This window comes from Bacillus sp. 1NLA3E, assembly GCF_000242895.2.
In the GTDB taxonomy this organism is placed as follows: Bacteria; Bacillota; Bacilli; order Bacillales; family Cytobacillaceae; genus Bacillus_BU.
On record NC_021171.1, the window covers coordinates 1,455,623 to 1,473,547 of the forward strand.

At 38.9% G+C, this 17,925-nt stretch carries 15 protein-coding genes; all 15 read left to right on the top strand.

Annotated features, from left to right (window positions below; all coding sequences use genetic code 11):
• Nucleotides 1–115: 115 nt before the first annotated feature.
• The 15 genes from B1NLA3E_RS07105 to B1NLA3E_RS07175 all read left to right on the top strand — a co-directional run bounded on the left by B1NLA3E_RS07105 (nt 116) and on the right by B1NLA3E_RS07175 (nt 17,925).
• Nucleotides 116–1,351, top strand: a complete 1,236-nt coding sequence (locus B1NLA3E_RS07105; RefSeq protein WP_015593160.1) for a M16 family metallopeptidase — start codon at nt 116–118, stop codon at nt 1,349–1,351.
• A 111-nt stretch (nt 1,352–1,462) separates the two neighbouring features.
• Complete coding sequence (locus B1NLA3E_RS07110; protein WP_015593161.1) at nt 1,463–1,711, top strand: YlmC/YmxH family sporulation protein; 249 nt, start codon at nt 1,463–1,465, stop codon at nt 1,709–1,711.
• Nucleotides 1,712–2,093: 382 nt separating this feature from the next.
• On the top strand, nt 2,094–2,996 hold the full coding sequence (gene dpaA / locus B1NLA3E_RS07115; protein WP_015593162.1) for a dipicolinic acid synthetase subunit A: 903 nt from the start codon (nt 2,094–2,096) through the stop codon (nt 2,994–2,996).
• Nucleotides 2,993–3,586, top strand: coding sequence for a dipicolinate synthase subunit B (locus B1NLA3E_RS07120; protein ID WP_015593163.1), 594 nt, complete (start codon nt 2,993–2,995; stop codon nt 3,584–3,586). Before dpaA ends, B1NLA3E_RS07120 begins: the two co-directional genes overlap by 4 nt.
• 187 nt (nt 3,587–3,773) lie before the next feature.
• On the top strand, nt 3,774–4,829 hold the full coding sequence (asd, locus tag B1NLA3E_RS07125; protein WP_015593164.1) for an aspartate-semialdehyde dehydrogenase: 1,056 nt from the start codon (nt 3,774–3,776) through the stop codon (nt 4,827–4,829).
• A 50-nt stretch (nt 4,830–4,879) separates the two neighbouring features.
• Nucleotides 4,880–6,103, top strand: coding sequence for an aspartate kinase (gene dapG, locus B1NLA3E_RS07130; RefSeq protein ID WP_015593165.1), 1,224 nt, complete (start codon nt 4,880–4,882; stop codon nt 6,101–6,103).
• Between the two features lie 30 nt (nt 6,104–6,133).
• Entirely contained in the window at nt 6,134–7,000 is an 867-nt protein-coding gene (gene dapA, locus B1NLA3E_RS07135) for a 4-hydroxy-tetrahydrodipicolinate synthase (protein WP_015593166.1), read from the top strand.
• A 513-nt stretch (nt 7,001–7,513) separates the two neighbouring features.
• Entirely contained in the window at nt 7,514–9,202 is a 1,689-nt protein-coding gene (locus tag B1NLA3E_RS07140; protein ID WP_015593167.1) for a ribonuclease J, read from the top strand.
• A 171-nt stretch (nt 9,203–9,373) separates the two neighbouring features.
• Nucleotides 9,374–10,126, top strand: a complete 753-nt coding sequence (locus B1NLA3E_RS07145) for a ClpP family protease (protein WP_015593168.1) — start codon at nt 9,374–9,376, stop codon at nt 10,124–10,126.
• Nucleotides 10,123–10,332 (top strand): YlzJ-like family protein, encoded by a 210-nt coding sequence (locus tag B1NLA3E_RS07150; protein ID WP_015593169.1) that lies wholly within the window; start codon nt 10,123–10,125, stop codon nt 10,330–10,332. The genes B1NLA3E_RS07145 and B1NLA3E_RS07150 overlap by 4 nt, the downstream gene beginning before the upstream one ends.
• A 146-nt stretch (nt 10,333–10,478) precedes the next feature.
• Nucleotides 10,479–12,836, top strand: a complete 2,358-nt coding sequence (locus tag B1NLA3E_RS07155; protein WP_015593170.1) for a DNA translocase FtsK — start codon at nt 10,479–10,481, stop codon at nt 12,834–12,836.
• A gap of 414 nt (nt 12,837–13,250) precedes the next feature.
• Entirely contained in the window at nt 13,251–13,976 is a 726-nt protein-coding gene (locus tag B1NLA3E_RS07160; protein ID WP_015593171.1) for a GntR family transcriptional regulator, read from the top strand.
• Between the two features lie 81 nt (nt 13,977–14,057).
• The gene (locus tag B1NLA3E_RS07165) at nt 14,058–15,155 is read left to right on the top strand and encodes a BMP family lipoprotein (protein WP_015593172.1); all 1,098 of its coding nucleotides are present in this window, start codon (nt 14,058–14,060) and stop codon (nt 15,153–15,155) included.
• A gap of 173 nt (nt 15,156–15,328) precedes the next feature.
• Nucleotides 15,329–16,852 carry an ABC transporter ATP-binding protein gene (locus B1NLA3E_RS07170; RefSeq protein ID WP_015593173.1) on the top strand — a complete coding sequence of 508 codons (1,524 nt, stop codon included), beginning with the start codon at nt 15,329–15,331 and terminating at the stop codon, nt 16,850–16,852.
• The gene (locus B1NLA3E_RS07175) at nt 16,849–17,925 is read left to right on the top strand and encodes an ABC transporter permease (protein WP_015593174.1); all 1,077 of its coding nucleotides are present in this window, start codon (nt 16,849–16,851) and stop codon (nt 17,923–17,925) included. Before B1NLA3E_RS07170 ends, B1NLA3E_RS07175 begins: the two co-directional genes overlap by 4 nt.

The following is a 17,925-nucleotide window of genomic DNA, read 5'->3' on the forward strand; positions in this document are numbered from 1 at the left end:
TATAATAAGTTATACTTATTTAGTTGAAGCGGTTTTTTATTGTCTATCGCAAGCGTGCACCACTCGAACACTTCGATCCAGCCGCTTACGCTTGTTTAGAACTGGAGGAGTTTCTTTGATTATAAAATATACTTGTCAAAATGGAGTCAGAGTTGTACTAGAAAATATCCCCACTGTACGTTCAGTTGCGATTGGAATTTGGATCGGAACAGGATCAAGAAATGAAACCCCCGAGTTGAACGGGATATCCCATTTTTTAGAGCATATGTTCTTCAAAGGGACTAAAACAAGATCTGCAAGAGAGATTGCTGAGTCATTCGATAGTATTGGTGGGCAAGTAAATGCTTTTACTTCCAAAGAATACACCTGTTATTATGCAAAAGTGTTAGACACACATGCACCTTTTGCATTAGATGTTTTAGCTGATATGTTTTTTAACTCAACCTTTGATGAGGAAGAGTTATTGAAAGAGAGAAATGTTGTTTGTGAAGAAATAAAAATGTACGAAGATACACCGGATGATATTGTTCATGATTTACTTAGTAAAGCTGTCTATGAAAGTCATCCGCTTGGGTTTCCAATCCTAGGTACAGAAGAAACATTGAACACGTTTACCAGCGAAACACTAAAGCAATATGTTTCTGATGCCTATACACCTGAAAATGTTGTGGTTTCAATTGCTGGAAATATTTCAGAGGCCTTTATTAAACAGGTCGAAGCTCATTTTGGCTCTTATCAAGGTCAAAAGGTTGTTACTCCAGAACAGGTGCCTAGTTTTTATTCGAATCAAATCTCTCGAAAGAAGGAAACAGAACAGGCGCATCTGTGCATTGGTTTTCAAGGATTAAATGTAGGTCATGACGATATTTATAGTCTGATCGTATTAAATAATGTCCTTGGAGGTAGTATGAGTAGCCGATTATTCCAAGAGGTTCGCGAGCAGCGTGGACTTGCTTATTCCGTTTTTTCTTATCATTCGGCATACCGGGACAGCGGGATTGTGACCATTTACGGCGGGACAGGTGCCAAGCAGTTAGATGTGCTTTTTGAAACCATTCAAGAAACACTCGAAAAGCTGAAACAAACAGGGATAACGGATAAGGAATTAAATAATAGCAAAGAACAACTAAAAGGTAGTTTGATGCTAAGTTTAGAAAGTACGAATAGTCGAATGAGTCGTAATGGCAAAAATGAATTAATGCTTGGACGCCATCGCTCACTTGATGAAATTGTTGAGCAAATCGACCATGTCACGAAACAAAGTGTCGACACACTTTCTAACACCATATTTACTGACCAATATTCAATGGCTTTAGTAAGTCCTGATGGTGAACTACCGAAAAATAAATAATATAACGTATTAGGTTGTCGTGTAGATTCCGCGGCAGCCTAATTTTTATTCTAAAATACTCCTAAGTTTGATACATATATAAAGAGGACAATGAAACGGGGGTAAAAAACGATGAAATTGAGTGAGTTAAGCGGAAAAGAAATTGTTGACGTTAAACGAGCTGAACGACTAGGAGTATTGGGTCAAACCGATTTAGAAATAAATGAGCAAACAGGTCAAATTGAAGCACTATTGATTCCCAATTTAAAATGGTTCGGATTTAGAAAACAAGGCACAGAAGTGCGAGTTCCGTGGCGACATATCAAAAAAATCGGCAATGACATGATCATCATCGATATTCCAGAAGAGGACATCGAATAACACTAAAATATATCAGTAGCCGAGACAGGACAATGGCCTGTCTCGGTTTTTTGTTTTCTTAAGTTTAATAAAATGGCTGTGTTAAAGGAACAATGTTGATTTTTGAGTACTATGTTGATTGGAGCGGAAGGCGCGAGACTCCTGCGGGAGCAGCGGGACAGGTGAGACCCCACAGGCGCTTTGCGCCGAGGAGGCTCACCGCCCGCCCCGCGGAAAGCGAGTGCCTGCAGCGGAAATCAACAGAATTGTTTAAAAGAGCCAATAAAAAAGATAATTTTGATGTTTCGCACAAGAAAACTCACCGAATGACCTGAGGTTACATAAAATACTGAAGTTAAACCAATTCCTGTTTGGATTATAAAAAAAGAAGGTGATTATTCTCATGCTGACAGGGTTGCAGATCGCAGTTGTTGGCGGCGATGCAAGACAGCTCGAGATCATCAGGAAGCTTACTGAATTGGATGCGAAGCTTTCATTAATAGGTTTTGAACAGCTTGATCATGCCTTCTCAGGAGCAATAAAGGAAAAAATTGATGAGATAGATTTCTCGAATGTAGACGCCATTATTCTGCCGGTACCAGGGACCAACTTAGATGGACAAATAGAAACAATCTTCTCGAATGAAAAGGTAGTACTTACAGAGGAGATTATTTCAAAAACGCCAGAACACTGTACGATTTATTCAGGGATAACGAATTCTTACCTTAATGGAATCATAAAAAAAACGAACCGAAGCCTTGTTCAATTGTTTGAACGCGATGATGTAGCTATTTATAATTCAATCCCCACCGTTGAGGGTACGATTATGATAGCTATTCAACACACAGATTTTACCATTCATGGTTCAAATATTGTGGTTTTGGGTTTGGGTAGGGTAGGTATGAGTGTGGCCAGGACATTTCATGCATTAGGAGCCAAAGTTAAAGTAGGGGCAAGGAAAAGTGAACATCTTGCCCGAATTACTGAAATGGGGTTAACAGCCTTCCATTTACAGGATATTGAACATTCAGTAAAGGATACCGATATTTGTATCAATACCATTCCTTTCCCAATTGTTACAGCATCCGTGATCTCTAAAATGCCTGTTCACACGCTTATCATAGATTTGGCATCAAAGCCTGGAGGAACAGATTTTAGATATGCCGAAAAAAGAGGGATAAAAGCCATCCTTACACCGGGATTGCCAGGGATTGTGGCGCCAAAATCAGCTGGGGTGATTCTAGCGAATGTTCTTACACAATTGCTGAAGGAAGACTTAAATAAACGGGAGGGGAAAACAACATGAGCTTGAAAGGGAAACGGATCGGTTTTGGGATTACAGGTTCTCACTGCACCTATGAAGAAATCTTTCCGGAAATAGCTAAGCTTGTTAAAGCGGAGGCAGAGGTCATTCCAGTTGTCACGTTTACCGTTAAAAATACAGATACCCGGTTTGGGAAAGGTGAAGATTGGATTGGGAAAATTGAAACTTTAACAGGGCACAAAGTGATAGACTCAATTGTAAAAGCTGAACCACTTGGTCCTAGGATTCCATTGGATTGTATGGTTATAGCTCCAATAACAGGAAATTCAATGAGTAAATTTGCTAACGCGATGACGGACTCCCCAGTCTTAATGGCGGCTAAGGCAACTCTTAGAAATCAAAAACCAGTTGTCTTAGGAATATCAACAAATGACGCACTTGGATTAAATGGAATGAATTTAATGAAATTGATGGCAACAAAAAATATATACTTTATCCCATTCGGGCAGGATGATCCAATCAAAAAGCCAAATTCAATGGTTGCCAGAATGTCTTTGTTAGACGAAACCATTCTAGCTGCAATGGAGGGAACACAGCTTCAGCCTGTTTTAGTGGAAAAATTTCGTGATTAGATTGAACCTTCACACTTTTTCTAGCAAACCGTTAAAAAGTTGATTCTTTAACGAACACGTTATGTTAAAATAAATGATATTATAAATTATGGCGGCTCCACTTTAAAGGAATAAAGGTGCCGTCTTAACTTTCAAATAACGATGCTAGAAAAAACATATTTATTGATTGAGGAAGGGGTTTCTATTCATGAGCCAAACAAAGGGTTTCCATGTCGCAGTTGTAGGAGCGACTGGAGCAGTTGGACAACAAATGATTCAAACACTTGAAAACAGAGATTTTCCAATTTCGACATTAACATTACTATCATCTTCACGTTCTGCAGGAAAAACAGTTATGTTTAAAGGAAAAGAAATAACTGTTCAAGAAGCAAAACCAGAGAGCTTTGAAGGGGTGGATATCGCTCTATTTAGTGCCGGTGGTAGTGTTTCATTAGAACTGGCTCCCGAAGCTGCTAAGCGTGGAGCAATTTGTGTAGATAACACAAGTGCATTTCGTATGGACGAAAATGTGCCGCTTGTAGTTCCAGAAGTTAATGAAGAGGATCTCAAATTGCACAACGGGATTATTGCCAATCCAAATTGTTCAACCATTCAAATGGTTGTTGCATTAGAGCCGATTAGACAAAAATTTGGTTTAAAGAAAGTACTTGTCTCAACATACCAAGCAGTTTCTGGTTCTGGAGCTGTGGCGATTGAAGAATTAAATCATCAAACAAAAGCGATAAGCAATGGCGAGGAGTTTGAGGCAAAGGTTCTACCTGTAAAATCAGACGTTAAGCATTTCCAAATCGCCTTCAATGCCATCCCACAGATTGATAAGTTCCAGGATAATGGTTATACCTATGAAGAAATGAAAATGATAAATGAAACAAAGAAAATTATGCATATGCAAGATCTACCTGTTGCTGCAACTTGTGTGCGTATTCCAGTTGCAACGGGTCATTCAGAATCTGTCTATTTCGAAATCGACGAAACAGGAGTTCAATCTGCAGACCTTAAGTCTTTATTAGAAAATGCACCAGGTGTTGTGTTACAGGACGACCCAGAACATCAAGTTTATCCAATGCCTGCGTATTGTGTTGGGAAAAATGATGTCTTCGTTGGTCGCATCCGTAAAGATTTAGACGTAGAAAACGGGTTCCATATGTGGGTTGTTTCTGACAACCTCCTAAAAGGAGCAGCCTGGAATTCTGTCCAGATTGCTGAGAGTTTAATTAGACTTGGACTAGTAACAGAAAAATAAAACAATAGGTGAAACATCACACCTGTTGATTTTCTATAGAAGGTGCTTCGATGAAAATAATCGTTCAAAAATTTGGCGGTACTTCAGTCCGTGATGATGAAAGTCGAAGAAATGCCAAACGCCATATCGAAAAAGCAATTTCTGAAGGATATAAAGTTGTAGTGGTTGTTTCTGCTATGGGACGTACTGGTGACGCTTATGCTACCGATACACTACTTTCATTAATTGGCGGTAATTCGAGTAAATTGACCAAACGAGAATTTGATTTACTGTTATCATGTGGGGAAATGATCTCTAGCGTGGTATTTACTAATATGCTAATTGAAAATGGAATAAAAGCAGTCTCGTTAACTGGAGCACAGGCTGGATTTCGGACAAACAGCGATCATACCAATGCGAAAATAATTGAAATGAAATGTGACCGATTATTAAGAGAACTTCAAGATGTGGAGGTTGTGGTTGTTGCTGGTTTTCAAGGGACTGCCAATAACGGCGACATTACTACAATTGGCCGAGGTGGCAGTGATACTTCAGCTTCGGCACTTGGAGCAGCTTTAAATGCAGAATTTATCGATATATTTACGGATGTGGAAGGGATTATGACTGCTGACCCACGGGTAGCTGAAAATGCTCGTCCATTATCAGTCGTTACCTATACAGAAGTGTGTAATATGGCCTATCAAGGTGCAAAGGTGATCCATCCCCGTGCTGTTGAAATTGCCATGCAAGCAAAAGTACCGATTCGAATCCGCTCAACATATAGCGACGGAACAGGAACTTTGGTCACTTCTAGTAATAAAAATAACCATGGTAGCGATCTAAAGGAACGTCCAGTTACTGGAATTGCCCATGTTTCAAATGTAACTCAAATTAAGGTGTTAGCCAAAAAAAATCAGTATAACCTACAGGCAGAAGTATTTAAAGCAATGGCAAATGAAAATATCAGTGTAGATTTTATCAATATATCTCCAAATGGGGTTGTCTACACAGTGACTGACGAAATGGCTGATCGGGCCGTAACGGTTTTATCCGACCTAGGCCACGAGCCAGCGATTGAGCGCCAATGTGCTAAGGTATCTGTTGTTGGTGCTGGAATGGCTGGGGTACCTGGGGTGACTTCCAAAATTGTTACAGCTCTTTCGGAAAAAGAAATCCGCATTTTGCAATCAGCTGATAGCCATACAACGATTTGGGTGCTTATCAAACAACAAGATTTGGTCAAGGCAGTAAATGCCTTGCATGATGCGTTCCAGTTGGAAAAAGAATCTGAATAACCTTTATTTATAAGGTAAAGGAGTGGCAAAATGACTATTTTCGGTCGGGTTTCCACCGCTATGGTGACCCCTTTTGACAGTAAGGGACATATTGATTTTGTAAAAACAACCCAACTCGTAAATCATTTAATTGGTAGTGGATCAGAATCAATAGTGGTTGCAGGAACGACAGGTGAATCACCAACTCTTTCCAAAGAAGAAAAGGTGGCTCTTTTTCAACATGTTGTTCAGGTTGTTGATAAGCGGGTACCGGTAATTGCAGGAACAGGTAGTTATAATACTTATGAATCAATTGAATTAACGAAGAAGGCAGAGCAAGTTGGTGTGGACGCTGTCATGTTGGTTGGTCCATATTACAACAAACCAAACCAAGAAGGAATGTATCAGCACTTTAAGACTATTGCTGAAAATACCACTCTTCCTGTTATGATCTATAATATTCCTGGACGTACGGCTGTAAATATTCAGCCTGAAACGATTATTCGGCTATCGGCGGTTCCTAATATTGTTGCGGTAAAAGAGGCAAGTGGTGATTTGAACGCGATGACAAAAATAATTGCTAGAACAGATGATGATTTTGCACTGTACAGTGGCGATGATAGCTTAACACTCCCCGTTTTAGCAATAGGTGGTAACGGAGTCATTTCGGTTGCGGCACATGTCATTGGTAATGAGATACAGGAAATGGTTCAATCATTCTTAAACGGTGATAGACAGCATGCAGCCAAGCTACATCAGCAATTGTTACCGATTATGCAAGGGCTTTTTGCTGCACCAAATCCAGTGCCTGTCAAAACAGCCTTACAATTAAAAGGGCTTGATGTTGGATCGGTAAGACTCCCACTTGTTCCATTGACAGAACAAGAACGAGTAACCTTAGCGAAATTAATCCTATAAAATTTCTCAAAAAGGCTGTCGAGAGTTCTCGACAGCCTTTTATTTTAAGTGGAAACTTAGTGATTTACCGCGTTAATTTGTTGGGTGTTATTAATTATTATAAATAAATAGGCTGTTCAATCGGTCTGTTGATTTCCGTTCCAGGCGCTTCGCGCACCTTAGGGGCGGGCGGTGAGCCTCCTCAGCGCTAAAGCGCCTGCGGGGTCTCACCTATCCCGCTGCTCCCGCAGGAGTCTTCGCGCCTTCCACTCCAATCAACCGGCCATTTGGCAGGCTACAAATAATATTAAAAATTGCCGAGAAAAAAACTCTTTCTCGACAATCTGAGGCTGACATTGTCAGCTTTTTTCATTGTAATATCCATTTTTAATAAAGATGTCCTGTTCACAAACTGCTAAATCACTGTTCTACAGCGTTCTCCAAATGACATAAAGGTTGTAAAGGCTTTCTTAATTCAAGTATAATAAAATTAACTGATCTCGGTCGGCTTTGTGATAATAGGAGGAAACGCACTTGAGTAAACGAAAAAACGAAACCATAAAACTCATTGCTCTCGGTGGAGTAGGAGAACTTGGGAAAAATATGTATTTAGTGGAAATAGACGAGGATATCTTTATCGTTGACGCAGGGTTAATGTTCCCTGAGAATGAAATGTTAGGGATTGATATTGTCATTCCAGAAATTACATATTTACAAGCAAATAAAGAAAGAATCAAAGCAGTATTACTAACTCATGGTCACGAAGACCATATAGGAGCCTTATCCTATGTACTAAAAAGTATCGACGTCCCCGTTTATGGGACAAGGTTAACGGTTGCATTAGCTGAAGCTAAGCTAAAGGAACAAGAGTTTGAAGGTACTGCGGATTTCCGTGAAATTAATTCCAATACAGTCCTTTCATTTGATACAACGGAAATATCTTTTTTCAAAACAAATCATAGCATTCCGGATTCTGTTGGAATATGTTTCCAAACCTCACAGGGTTCAATAGTTCATACTGGTGATTTTAAATTTGATCAAGCAGCACCTGATCTATATAAACCAGAAATAGGAAAAATGGCCACAATTGGTGATGCAGGTGTGTTGTGCCTCATGTCTGATAGTATGGAAGCAGAAAAGCCAGGGTATACCACATCTGAAGCCATCGTTGTCAACCAAATGAACGATGTTTTTTACAATGCACATGGCCGGATAATTGCGGCTTGCTTTGCCTCTGACTTAAATCGGATTCAACATGTATTTGATGCAGCTTCAATGACAAAACGAAAAGTGGCCGTTGTGGGTAAAAGTCTTCAACGCGTGTTTGATATTGCTTTAAGACTTGGTTATGTACAGGTCGATGACGATATTATTATTCCACTTTCAGATGTGAAAAAATACAGTGATGAGCAAATTGTTGTTTTAACAACAGGTGACCAAGGCGAACCATTAGAGGCCTTGCAAAAAATGGCGAAGCAAGCACATAAACATGTTAACATTCAATCAGGCGATACCGTTATATTTGCAGCATCCCCTTTGCGTGGCAGCGAGTTACTTTTATCTAAAACTGTAGATATGTTATACCGCGCTGGAGCAAATGTTATTTCTGGAAGGCAAACAGTAAAAGTTTCAAGTCATGGTAGTCAGGAAGAATTAAAGCTAATGATTAATTTGATGAAGCCAAAATTCTTCATTCCTGTTCATGGTGAGTTTAAAATGTTAAAGGCCCATGCCAAGGTGGCTAAAACATGTGGCATTCCTGATGATCGAATATATATCGCTGAAAAAGGCGAAGTAATTGAAATCAAGGATGGTAAATTGCAAGCAGGAGCAAGAGTCCCAGCCGGAAATGTCTTAATTGATGGAATTGGGGTAGGCGATGTTGGAAATATTGTTTTAAGAGACCGCCGTTTACTTTCCCAGGATGGTATCTTAATTGTTGTAGTGACATTAAATAAAAGCGAAAAGAAAATTGCTGCAGGTCCTGAAATCATTTCACGAGGTTTTGTTTATGTTCGTGAATCTGAAAAGCTGATGGAGGAGTCCACGGCAAAGGTTCGCGATATTGTTGAAAAAAGTATATCCCGGGATGCATTTGATTGGACCACCCTAAAGCAAGAAATGAGAGATCAGCTTAACCAATTTTTGTATGAAAAAACAAAAAGGCGGCCAATGATCTTACCAATCATCATGGAAGTAAAAACTAAAAATATAAGTATGTAAATACTTGTGCCTGACACCTAACGCAGTAATACGTTAAAGCGCAAGCAGGTGCCTGACCCCCAGTACGTTAACACGTTAACGTACCGGGGGTCAGGCACCATTTTTTCATTCTGCATGAAAAATTTTTCCTTGTTCATACTAACACTATTATGTTTGAAGGGAGAAATCAGGATGGATCATAACTTTAAACAATCAGATGAGGGTGTACAGGAAGATCAGGATCAACAAAAAGATGAGAAAACCTCTGGCCTATTAGAAAAAATACAGCAACTCGGAGCAACCAACGTACCACAATTATCGGTAGACTCAACGATACATTGTCTTACCATTATTGGCCAAATTGAAGGGCATATCCAGCTGCCGCCCCAAAACAAGACGACCAAATATGAGCATCTCATCCCGCAAATAGTAGCGATTGAACAAAACCCAAAAATCGAGGGATTACTTGTAATCTTGAATACAGTTGGTGGTGATGTAGAGGCCGGACTGGCCATCTCCGAAATGCTAGCTTCCTTATCAAAGCCAACAGTTTCAATTGTGCTAGGTGGAGGTCATTCAATTGGCGTTCCAATCGCTGTTTCCTGTGATTATTCCTTTATCGCTGAAACGGCAACCATGACCATTCACCCTATTCGATTAACAGGAATGGTGATTGGCGTCCCTGCAACATTTGAATACCTAGATAAAATGCAAGAACGTGTGGTGAGTTTCGTTAAGAAACATTCGAAAATACCTGAGGAAACCTTTAAGGATTTAATGTTTGCAAAGGGAAATCTAACGAGGGATATCGGAACCAACGTAATTGGATCAGATGCAGTCAAATATGGTTTAATCGATGGTGTCGGTGGAATTGGTCTAGCAATGCAAAAGCTGAACGAATTAATTGAATTAAAAAAACAGGGGAATGAAGGGATTATCCAATGATTTTATATACGATGATGCCACATGAGTTAATTTTTCCTGTTCAGGAACAGGATTACGAACAAACTGAGTTGGTCTCTTATCAGGGTGTCCCGTTACTAGTTGAGAAAACAGAGGACCGTGGTTATCGAGTCATTCGGGTGGTAAGTACCGATCCCCAACATTATTTAAATGATCAATTCTGCCCCGGAACAAAAATTTCATTTTGAATCACCTATGCTACAACAGAGTAGGCAAGCATATGGTATAATAAGGTTTAACATGAAAGAGCAGCCGTCACAAGGGCTGCTTTATTTTTCATACCAAGGAAATCCATACATAATAGCAGAACAAATAAAAATCATCAGGTGATAAAATGGTCAAGAAAAAAAGAAGATCTACTAGAAGGAAAGCAAATTTAAAAAATACATTGAAATATGAAGTAATTGGACTTATTTTGATTGCTCTATCAGTAATTGCCCTCGCCAATTTAGGAGCTGCCGGTAAAGCTATTGTCCTATTTTTTCGGTTTTTTATGGGTGAGTGGTATATCCTCAGCCTGATCTTCCTAATTATACTGAGTATTTATCTCATGTGGAAGCGAGTATGGCCCAACTTCTTTCATTCAAAAATGATTGGAGTCTACCTTATTACAGGATCACTATTACTCTTAAGCCATATTACATTATTCGAACTTCTTTCAAATGGTGGAAATTTTAAAGATCCAAGTGTCATAAAAAACACATGGGAGTTATACAAGCTTGAGGTAAGTGGAAAAACGAGTACTACCGATCTTGGTGGAGGTATGATTGGCGCCATTCTTTTTGCCCTATTCAACTTCCTTTTTGCAGAAGCGGGTACAAAGATTGTGGCCTTTGTGTTAATTATCATTGGGATTACACTAATAACAGGGAAACCGCTTGGAGCAGCACTTGGGAAAATGTTTGCAAAAATATGGACGTTTATAAAGGGACAATGGGGAGCCTTCCTTGGTGATATGAAAGACTGGGGCGAAACTCGAAAGCAAAAACAAGCAATGAAACAGCAAAAACGAGAAGAAGAAAGAATTGCCAAGGAACAGGAACGGGCCAACGAGGATGTGGTGGTTCCGATTTCACCGTTACCTATCAATGAAATAGAGCCACTCCCGACACCGGAACCGATCATTTCTAGCTTTGCAGAACGGGCTTATCCGATTACAGAGGATAGTAAACAGTCTAAAAAAGGTTTAGCAAAGGCAAAAGAGCCCGAAGAAAGTGAAGAATCAGTTCCTCCAATCACCTTTACAGAGGTTGAAAATGCATCATATGAGCTACCGCCAATTACACTATTGAGTTTTCCGCGTCAAACGGATCAAAGTGGTGAATACGAATTAATCCATGCTAATGCTGCTAAATTGGAACGAACCTTTCAAAGTTTTGGCGTTAAAGCACGTGTCACACAGGTACATCTTGGACCAGCTGTCACAAAATATGAAGTTCATCCAGATGTAGGTGTTAAGGTTAGTAAGATAGTTAGCCTTAGTGATGATATAGCTTTAGCTTTGGCGGCAAAGGGTATCCGAATTGAAGCACCTATTCCTGGGAAATCAGCAATAGGAATAGAGGTACCTAACTCTGAAGTAGCGATCGTTTCGCTTAGAGAGGTATTAGAATCTAAGCAAAATGGGAAACCCGATGCACCATTGTTAATTGGTCTTGGTCGAGATATTACCGGTGAGGCAGTAATGGCAGAATTAAATAAAATGCCTCATCTTCTTGTTGCTGGTGCGACGGGCAGCGGAAAAAGCGTATGTATAAATGGAATTATTACGAGTATCTTAATGCGTGCAAAACCGCATGAAGTCAAAATGATGATGATCGATCCAAAAATGGTTGAATTAAATGTTTATAACGGGATTCCACACTTGTTAGCACCCGTTGTAACAGATGCAAAAAAAGCATCGCAGGCTCTCAAAAAAGTAGTTAGTGAAATGGAACGTCGTTATGAATTATTCTCCCATACAGGGACTAGAAATATTGAAGGATACAACGATCATGTCAAAAGATCGAATGCAGAAGAAGAGGCAAAACAACCGCTATTACCATTTATTGTGGTCATTGTTGATGAGCTTGCTGATTTAATGATGGTTGCCTCATCAGATGTAGAGGATTCCATTACACGACTTGCACAAATGGCACGGGCAGCAGGTATCCACCTGATTATTGCCACTCAGCGTCCGTCTGTGGATGTTATTACAGGGGTCATTAAGGCAAATATTCCTTCTCGGATTGCTTTTGCTGTATCTTCAAGTACGGATTCTCGGACGATTCTAGACATGGGGGGCGCTGAAAAACTTCTTGGCAGAGGGGATATGTTGTACTTGCCAGTTGGTGCATCAAAACCTGTTCGAGTCCAAGGGGCTTTCCTATCAGACGATGAAGTCGAGGAAATCGTAGATTTTGTCATAACTCAACAAAAAGCGCAATATCAAGAAGAAATGATTCCTGATGAAAATCCATCTAATTACTCTAAAGTTGAGGATGATTTGTATGAAGAAGCTGTAGATCTCATCATTGAAATGCAGACAGCTTCAGTTTCGATGCTACAACGAAGATTTAGAATTGGTTATACCAGAGCAGCTAGATTGATTGACGAAATGGAATTAAGAGGGGTCGTCGGTGCTTATGAAGGAAGTAAGCCACGAACAGTTCTTATTGGGAAAATAAACGAAGAAACTACAAGAGATGCTTAAACTAGTATAAAAACAAAGAAGCTTGTTTCGTGAGATTTTTCAGGGGGCAAGCTTTTATTATCCTGTTGGCTGGACTCCCACTTTTTGGGGTTAAAATGTGTCATACTATTAAGAGCGTTTACATTTATTTTCATTTTCGAAGTATCTAATGTTTTCAACATAAATAATAATGTTATTTATTCTACTTTTTTTATTTGCGTAATATAGGAAATATAAGCGAAATTCGAAAGAAAATGACTGATTTTGTCAAGCTTAAAACAGGGCTAATACTAAAGTTTTTGTCTTTTTTTTCAAAAAATGAATAGGCTATTTATTTATACCAGAAAAGTGTGTTATAGTATTTTCGATTAGTAGGAATGATTGAACATCAGATGTCTGATGTCTGAAAGAAAAATGGTTGGAGGCGCCTGCAAAATGTCAATTAAATCAGATAATCGGCACTTGTATTTACAAGTTATCGATCGGTTAAAGCGGGATATTGAAAATGGGGTTTTTAAGGAAAAAGAAAAACTTCCATCAGAATTTGATCTTGCTAAACAGCTTGGAGTAAGTCGGGCAACTTTGCGGGAAGCCTTGAGAATTTTAGAAGAAGATAATGTCATTACCCGTAGACATGGTGTTGGTACATTCGTTAATACAAAGCCAGTGTTCACATCTGGAATAGAACAACTGAATAGTGTAACGAATATGATCATTCATGCAGGAATGAAGCCTGGAACCATTTTTTTGAAGTCAGAGACAAAAGGTGCCACTGAAGAGGACATTCGTCGATTCACATGTTCAAAGGATGATAATTTTGTGGTGAGTGAGCGAGTACGAACTGCCAATGGTAAACCGGTAGTCTATTGTATCGACAAGCTTCCAGAAAATATTTTACCCGAATCCTATTCTCATGGAGAGGAATCACTATTTACCACTCTTGAGTCGGTATCAAATCGGAAAATTACATATGCAGTGGCCCATATCGAGCCACTCGGTTTTCATGAAAAAATATCACCGATCCTTGAATGTGAACCCGAAACAGCATTACTAGTGTTAAAACAAATGCATTTCGACGAATCTGATGAACCCGTTCTATATTCAGTGAATTATTTTAAAGCAGATAAGTTTGAATTTCATGTCCTAAGGAAACGAATTTAATCTCCGAAGGATGGAAAAACTAAATTTATTACATGTTTTAAAGCATTCTTATTAAATCCAACAATTTTAGGGGGTACGAAATTGAAAAAGAGAAAATTTGGTTTAGCCCTGTCCCTAGTACTAGCTGCAGGAACTCTTTTAGGCGCTTGTAGTGGCGGTGACAAAGATACTGGTGATAAAGATAAAAAAGTTGACCTTAAAGTAGGTATGGTAACAGATTCCGGTACGATAGATGACAAATCATTTAATGAAGGTACTTGGGAAGGGATTCTTCAAGCAAAAGATGACCTTGGGGTTCAAGCTAAATACCTAAAACCAGCTGGTCAAACAGAAGCAGAATACTTAAAAGAAATTGGAAACTTATATGATGCGGGCTACAAGTTTATTGTAACGCCAGGATATAAGTTTGAAACAGCAATATTTAAAGCTCAAGATAAATACAAAGATGCAAAATTTGTTATTATTGATGGTAATCCACATAAAGGTGACTATAAACCAGTTGTTAAAGATAACACAGTTGCTGTTTTCTTCGCAGAGCATGAATCAGGATTTCTTGCTGGGGTTGCTGCCGCTCTTGAAGTAAAAGAAGGAGATGCAGGCTTCATCGGTGGTATGGAAATTCCTGCTGTACAAAAGTTTAACTGGGGATTCCAACAAGGTGTAAAATACGCAAATGATAATTTAGGAACCAAGGTTACGTTAAAAGCTGAGAATGTACTTTATCAAGGTTCTTTTGACAATGTAGCAGCTGGTGGACAACTTTCAGCTCAAATGTTTGACCGTGGTGTAGATGTAATCTTCACTGCAGCAGGTGGAGTTGGAGTTGGGGCCATTAAAGAAGCAAAAACACGCGCAGGTGCAGGAGAAAAGGTTTGGATTGTTGGTGTAGACTCTGACCAATATGCTGACGGTATTTATAAAGGTGATAAATCTGTCATTTTAACTTCTGCAATGAAGAAAGTTAATAAAGTTTCTTATGATATGGTTAAACAACAATTAGATGGAAAGTTCCCTGGTGGAAAAATTTTAACATTTGATGCGAAAAATGATGGTATTGGTTTGCCTGAAAAAAATCCTAACTTGAGCAGTGATACTGTTGCAAAAGTTAAAGATGTTTTCAGTAAGATTAAAAATGGTGAAATCAAAGTCTCCGCAGAACAAGGAAGCTTATTGAAATAACAAGAATGCAAATAGAGACGGTTACTCCCGTCTCTTTTGTATATTACTATGGAGAGAGTTTAGTCTGTATTGCAATTTTAATAAAGGTAATACCAAGCTATGCTACAGATTCCTGTGTAGTGATAGGGGACTCCCTATTCAGTAAGAGTCTAATTAAAAAGGTGAGTGCTACTATGAGTTATGTTGTAGAAATGCTGAATATACGGAAGGAATTTCCGGGTATTGTTGCAAATGATAATATTACCCTATCATTAAAAAAAGGGGAAATTCATGCTCTTTTAGGGGAAAATGGGGCTGGGAAATCAACCTTAATGGGTGTATTGTTTGGACTGTATCAACCCGAAAAGGGTGTAGTCAAAGTTAATGAACAGGAAGTACGAATTACCAACCCGAATGTAGCCAAACGGCTTGGTATTGGGATGGTTCACCAACATTTTAAACTGGTAGATAATTTTACTGTAACTGAAAATATTATTTTAGGTAGTGAACCTTTAAAAGGAATATCGCTTGATATAAATAAGGCGGCAAAAAGGATTCAAGAATTATCAAAGCATTATGGGTTAAATGTTGATCCTTTTGCAAAGATTGAAGATATATCTGTCGGTATGCAACAAAGAGTAGAAATTATGAAAATGTTATATCGTGAAGCTGAGGTACTCATATTTGATGAGCCTACAGCAGTTTTAACACCGAATGAAATAGACGAATTAATGAAAATTATGCGCAATCTTATTAATGAGGGTAAATCAATTATTATCATTACTCATAAATTGAAAGAAATTAAAGCTGTCGCAGATCGTTGTACAGTAATCAGACGTGGAAAATCGATTGGAACAGTGAATGTAGCGGAAGCTAGTGAAGAAAGCTTGGCAGAGATGATGGTGGGTCGCCATGTTTCTTTTAAAGTGGATAAGAAAGAAAGTACACCTGGAAACATCGTACTTAAAATAGATTCTCTTTCTGTTAAGAATAACAGAAAGGTGATGGGGTTGAAAAATTTCTCTTTAGAAGTGAAAGAGGGAGAAATTGTTGGGATTGCAGGCGTTGAAGGCAACGGACAATCTGAATTGGTAGAAGCGATAACAGGCTTAAGGAAGGCTGAATCAGGGCATATTTTATTAAATGGGGATGAAATTGTAGATATTCCCATTCATCAAAGAATTGAAAAAGGGGTTGGTCATATCCCTGAAGACCGTCAAAAAAGAGGATTAGTCTTAGATTATACATTAGAATCGAATATGGTTTTAGAAGTTTATAATAAACCCCCCTTTGCAAAATATGGACTATTAAATGTTGCAGCAATCCGGAAATATGCTAAAAAAATATTAGATAATTTTGATGTTCGTTCAGGTGAAGGTCCATCCTCCATTGCTAGAACGCTATCTGGGGGAAATCAGCAGAAGGCGATCATCGGAAGAGAAATTGAATTAAATCCGAAGTTGTTAATCGCTGTTCAGCCTACGCGGGGTTTGGATGTTGGATCGATTGAATATATCCATAAAAGATTAATTGAGCATCGAGATAATGGTAACGCTGTTCTATTAATTTCACTTGAACTAGATGAGGTTTTACAACTTTCAGATCGGATTGCCATCGTTAATAATGGAGAACTGATTGGAACTGTAAATTCTTCGGAAACAAATGAGAATGAAGTAGGACTCATGATGGCTGGCGTTAGTAAGGAGAGAAATATATGAGAAACACCATCGTATCAATTATAGCCATTATTCTGGGACTTATAGCTGGCGGTATATTAATGCTTTTTATCGGTAGTAATCCTGTTGAAGGTTATACTTTTTTGATTCAAGGAGCTCTTAAAAATATTGCGCGATTTGGGGATACTTTGGCTACTGCAACGCCATTAATATTTACAGGCTTATCTGTAGCTTTCGCCTTTCGGACAGGACTGTTTAATATTGGTGGGTCGGGTCAAATGTTAATTGGTGGTCTTTTTGCCTCCGCATTAGGATTAACTCTTGATATATCAAGACCGTTATTGTTGATTTTAATGGTTCTAGCAGGATTGTTAGGTGGGGCTTTATGGGCGTTTATTCCCGGTTTGCTCAAGGCGAAGTTCAATGTTCATGAAGTCGTATCAACCATCATGATGAACTGGATTGCCTACTGGACCATTTATTATGTGGTTCCAAGCTATTTTAAAGGTGAATTTGAAACTGAATCAATGAAACTTCCTGATGCAGCAACATTGAGAGTTCCGTTTTTAACGGATATGTTTGAAGGGTCCTACATAAATTTAGGATTATTCCTCGCTGTTATTGCTGTCATCATTATTGCATTTATCATAAATAAAACGACATTAGGTTTTGAACTTAAAGCGGTTGGCTTCAATCGACATTCTGCCGAGTATGCAGGTATGAATGTGAATCGTAATATTATCTTATCAATGGTCATATCAGGTGCGCTTGCAGGGTTAGGCGGTGTTGCATTGTATGCTGGGAATGCGTCTAGCATCCAAATTGGTATTCTACCATCCCAAGGTTATGATGGAATTGCAGTAGCATTATTGGGTGCAAACTCTCCACTAGGAACTTTTTTTGCCGCTATACTCTTTGGTATTCTTTATTCGGGAACAGGCTTTATGAATGCAATGACAGAAATTCCACCTGAGCTTGCTAACACGATTATTGCCATTATCATTTATTTTGCGGCAACAAGTGTCCTCATTGAGCGATTGATTAATAAATTTTGGAAACGGAGTTCAAAGAAGAAAAAACATACTGTGCCCGATATAAAGGAGGGGGGGTTATAA

Bases quoted from the DNA above. Each gene is read 5' to 3' on its own strand.
- B1NLA3E_RS07110 (WP_015593161.1), top strand. From the start codon at position 1,463: ATGAAATTGAGTGAGTTAAGCGGAAAAGAAATTGTTGACGTTAAACGA.
- dpaA (WP_015593162.1), top strand. From the start codon at position 2,094: ATGCTGACAGGGTTGCAGATCGCAGTTGTTGGCGGCGATGCAAGACAG.
- B1NLA3E_RS07120 (WP_015593163.1), top strand. From the start codon at position 2,993: ATGAGCTTGAAAGGGAAACGGATCGGTTTTGGGATTACAGGTTCTCAC.
- asd (WP_015593164.1), top strand. From the start codon at position 3,774: ATGAGCCAAACAAAGGGTTTCCATGTCGCAGTTGTAGGAGCGACTGGA.
- dapG (WP_015593165.1), top strand. From the start codon at position 4,880: ATGAAAATAATCGTTCAAAAATTTGGCGGTACTTCAGTCCGTGATGAT.
- dapA (WP_015593166.1), top strand. From the start codon at position 6,134: ATGACTATTTTCGGTCGGGTTTCCACCGCTATGGTGACCCCTTTTGAC.
- B1NLA3E_RS07145 (WP_015593168.1), top strand. From the start codon at position 9,374: ATGGATCATAACTTTAAACAATCAGATGAGGGTGTACAGGAAGATCAG.
- B1NLA3E_RS07150 (WP_015593169.1), top strand. From the start codon at position 10,123: ATGATTTTATATACGATGATGCCACATGAGTTAATTTTTCCTGTTCAG.
- B1NLA3E_RS07155 (WP_015593170.1), top strand. From the start codon at position 10,479: ATGGTCAAGAAAAAAAGAAGATCTACTAGAAGGAAAGCAAATTTAAAA.
- B1NLA3E_RS07160 (WP_015593171.1), top strand. From the start codon at position 13,251: ATGTCAATTAAATCAGATAATCGGCACTTGTATTTACAAGTTATCGAT.
- B1NLA3E_RS07170 (WP_015593173.1), top strand. From the start codon at position 15,329: ATGAGTTATGTTGTAGAAATGCTGAATATACGGAAGGAATTTCCGGGT.
- B1NLA3E_RS07175 (WP_015593174.1), top strand. From the start codon at position 16,849: ATGAGAAACACCATCGTATCAATTATAGCCATTATTCTGGGACTTATA.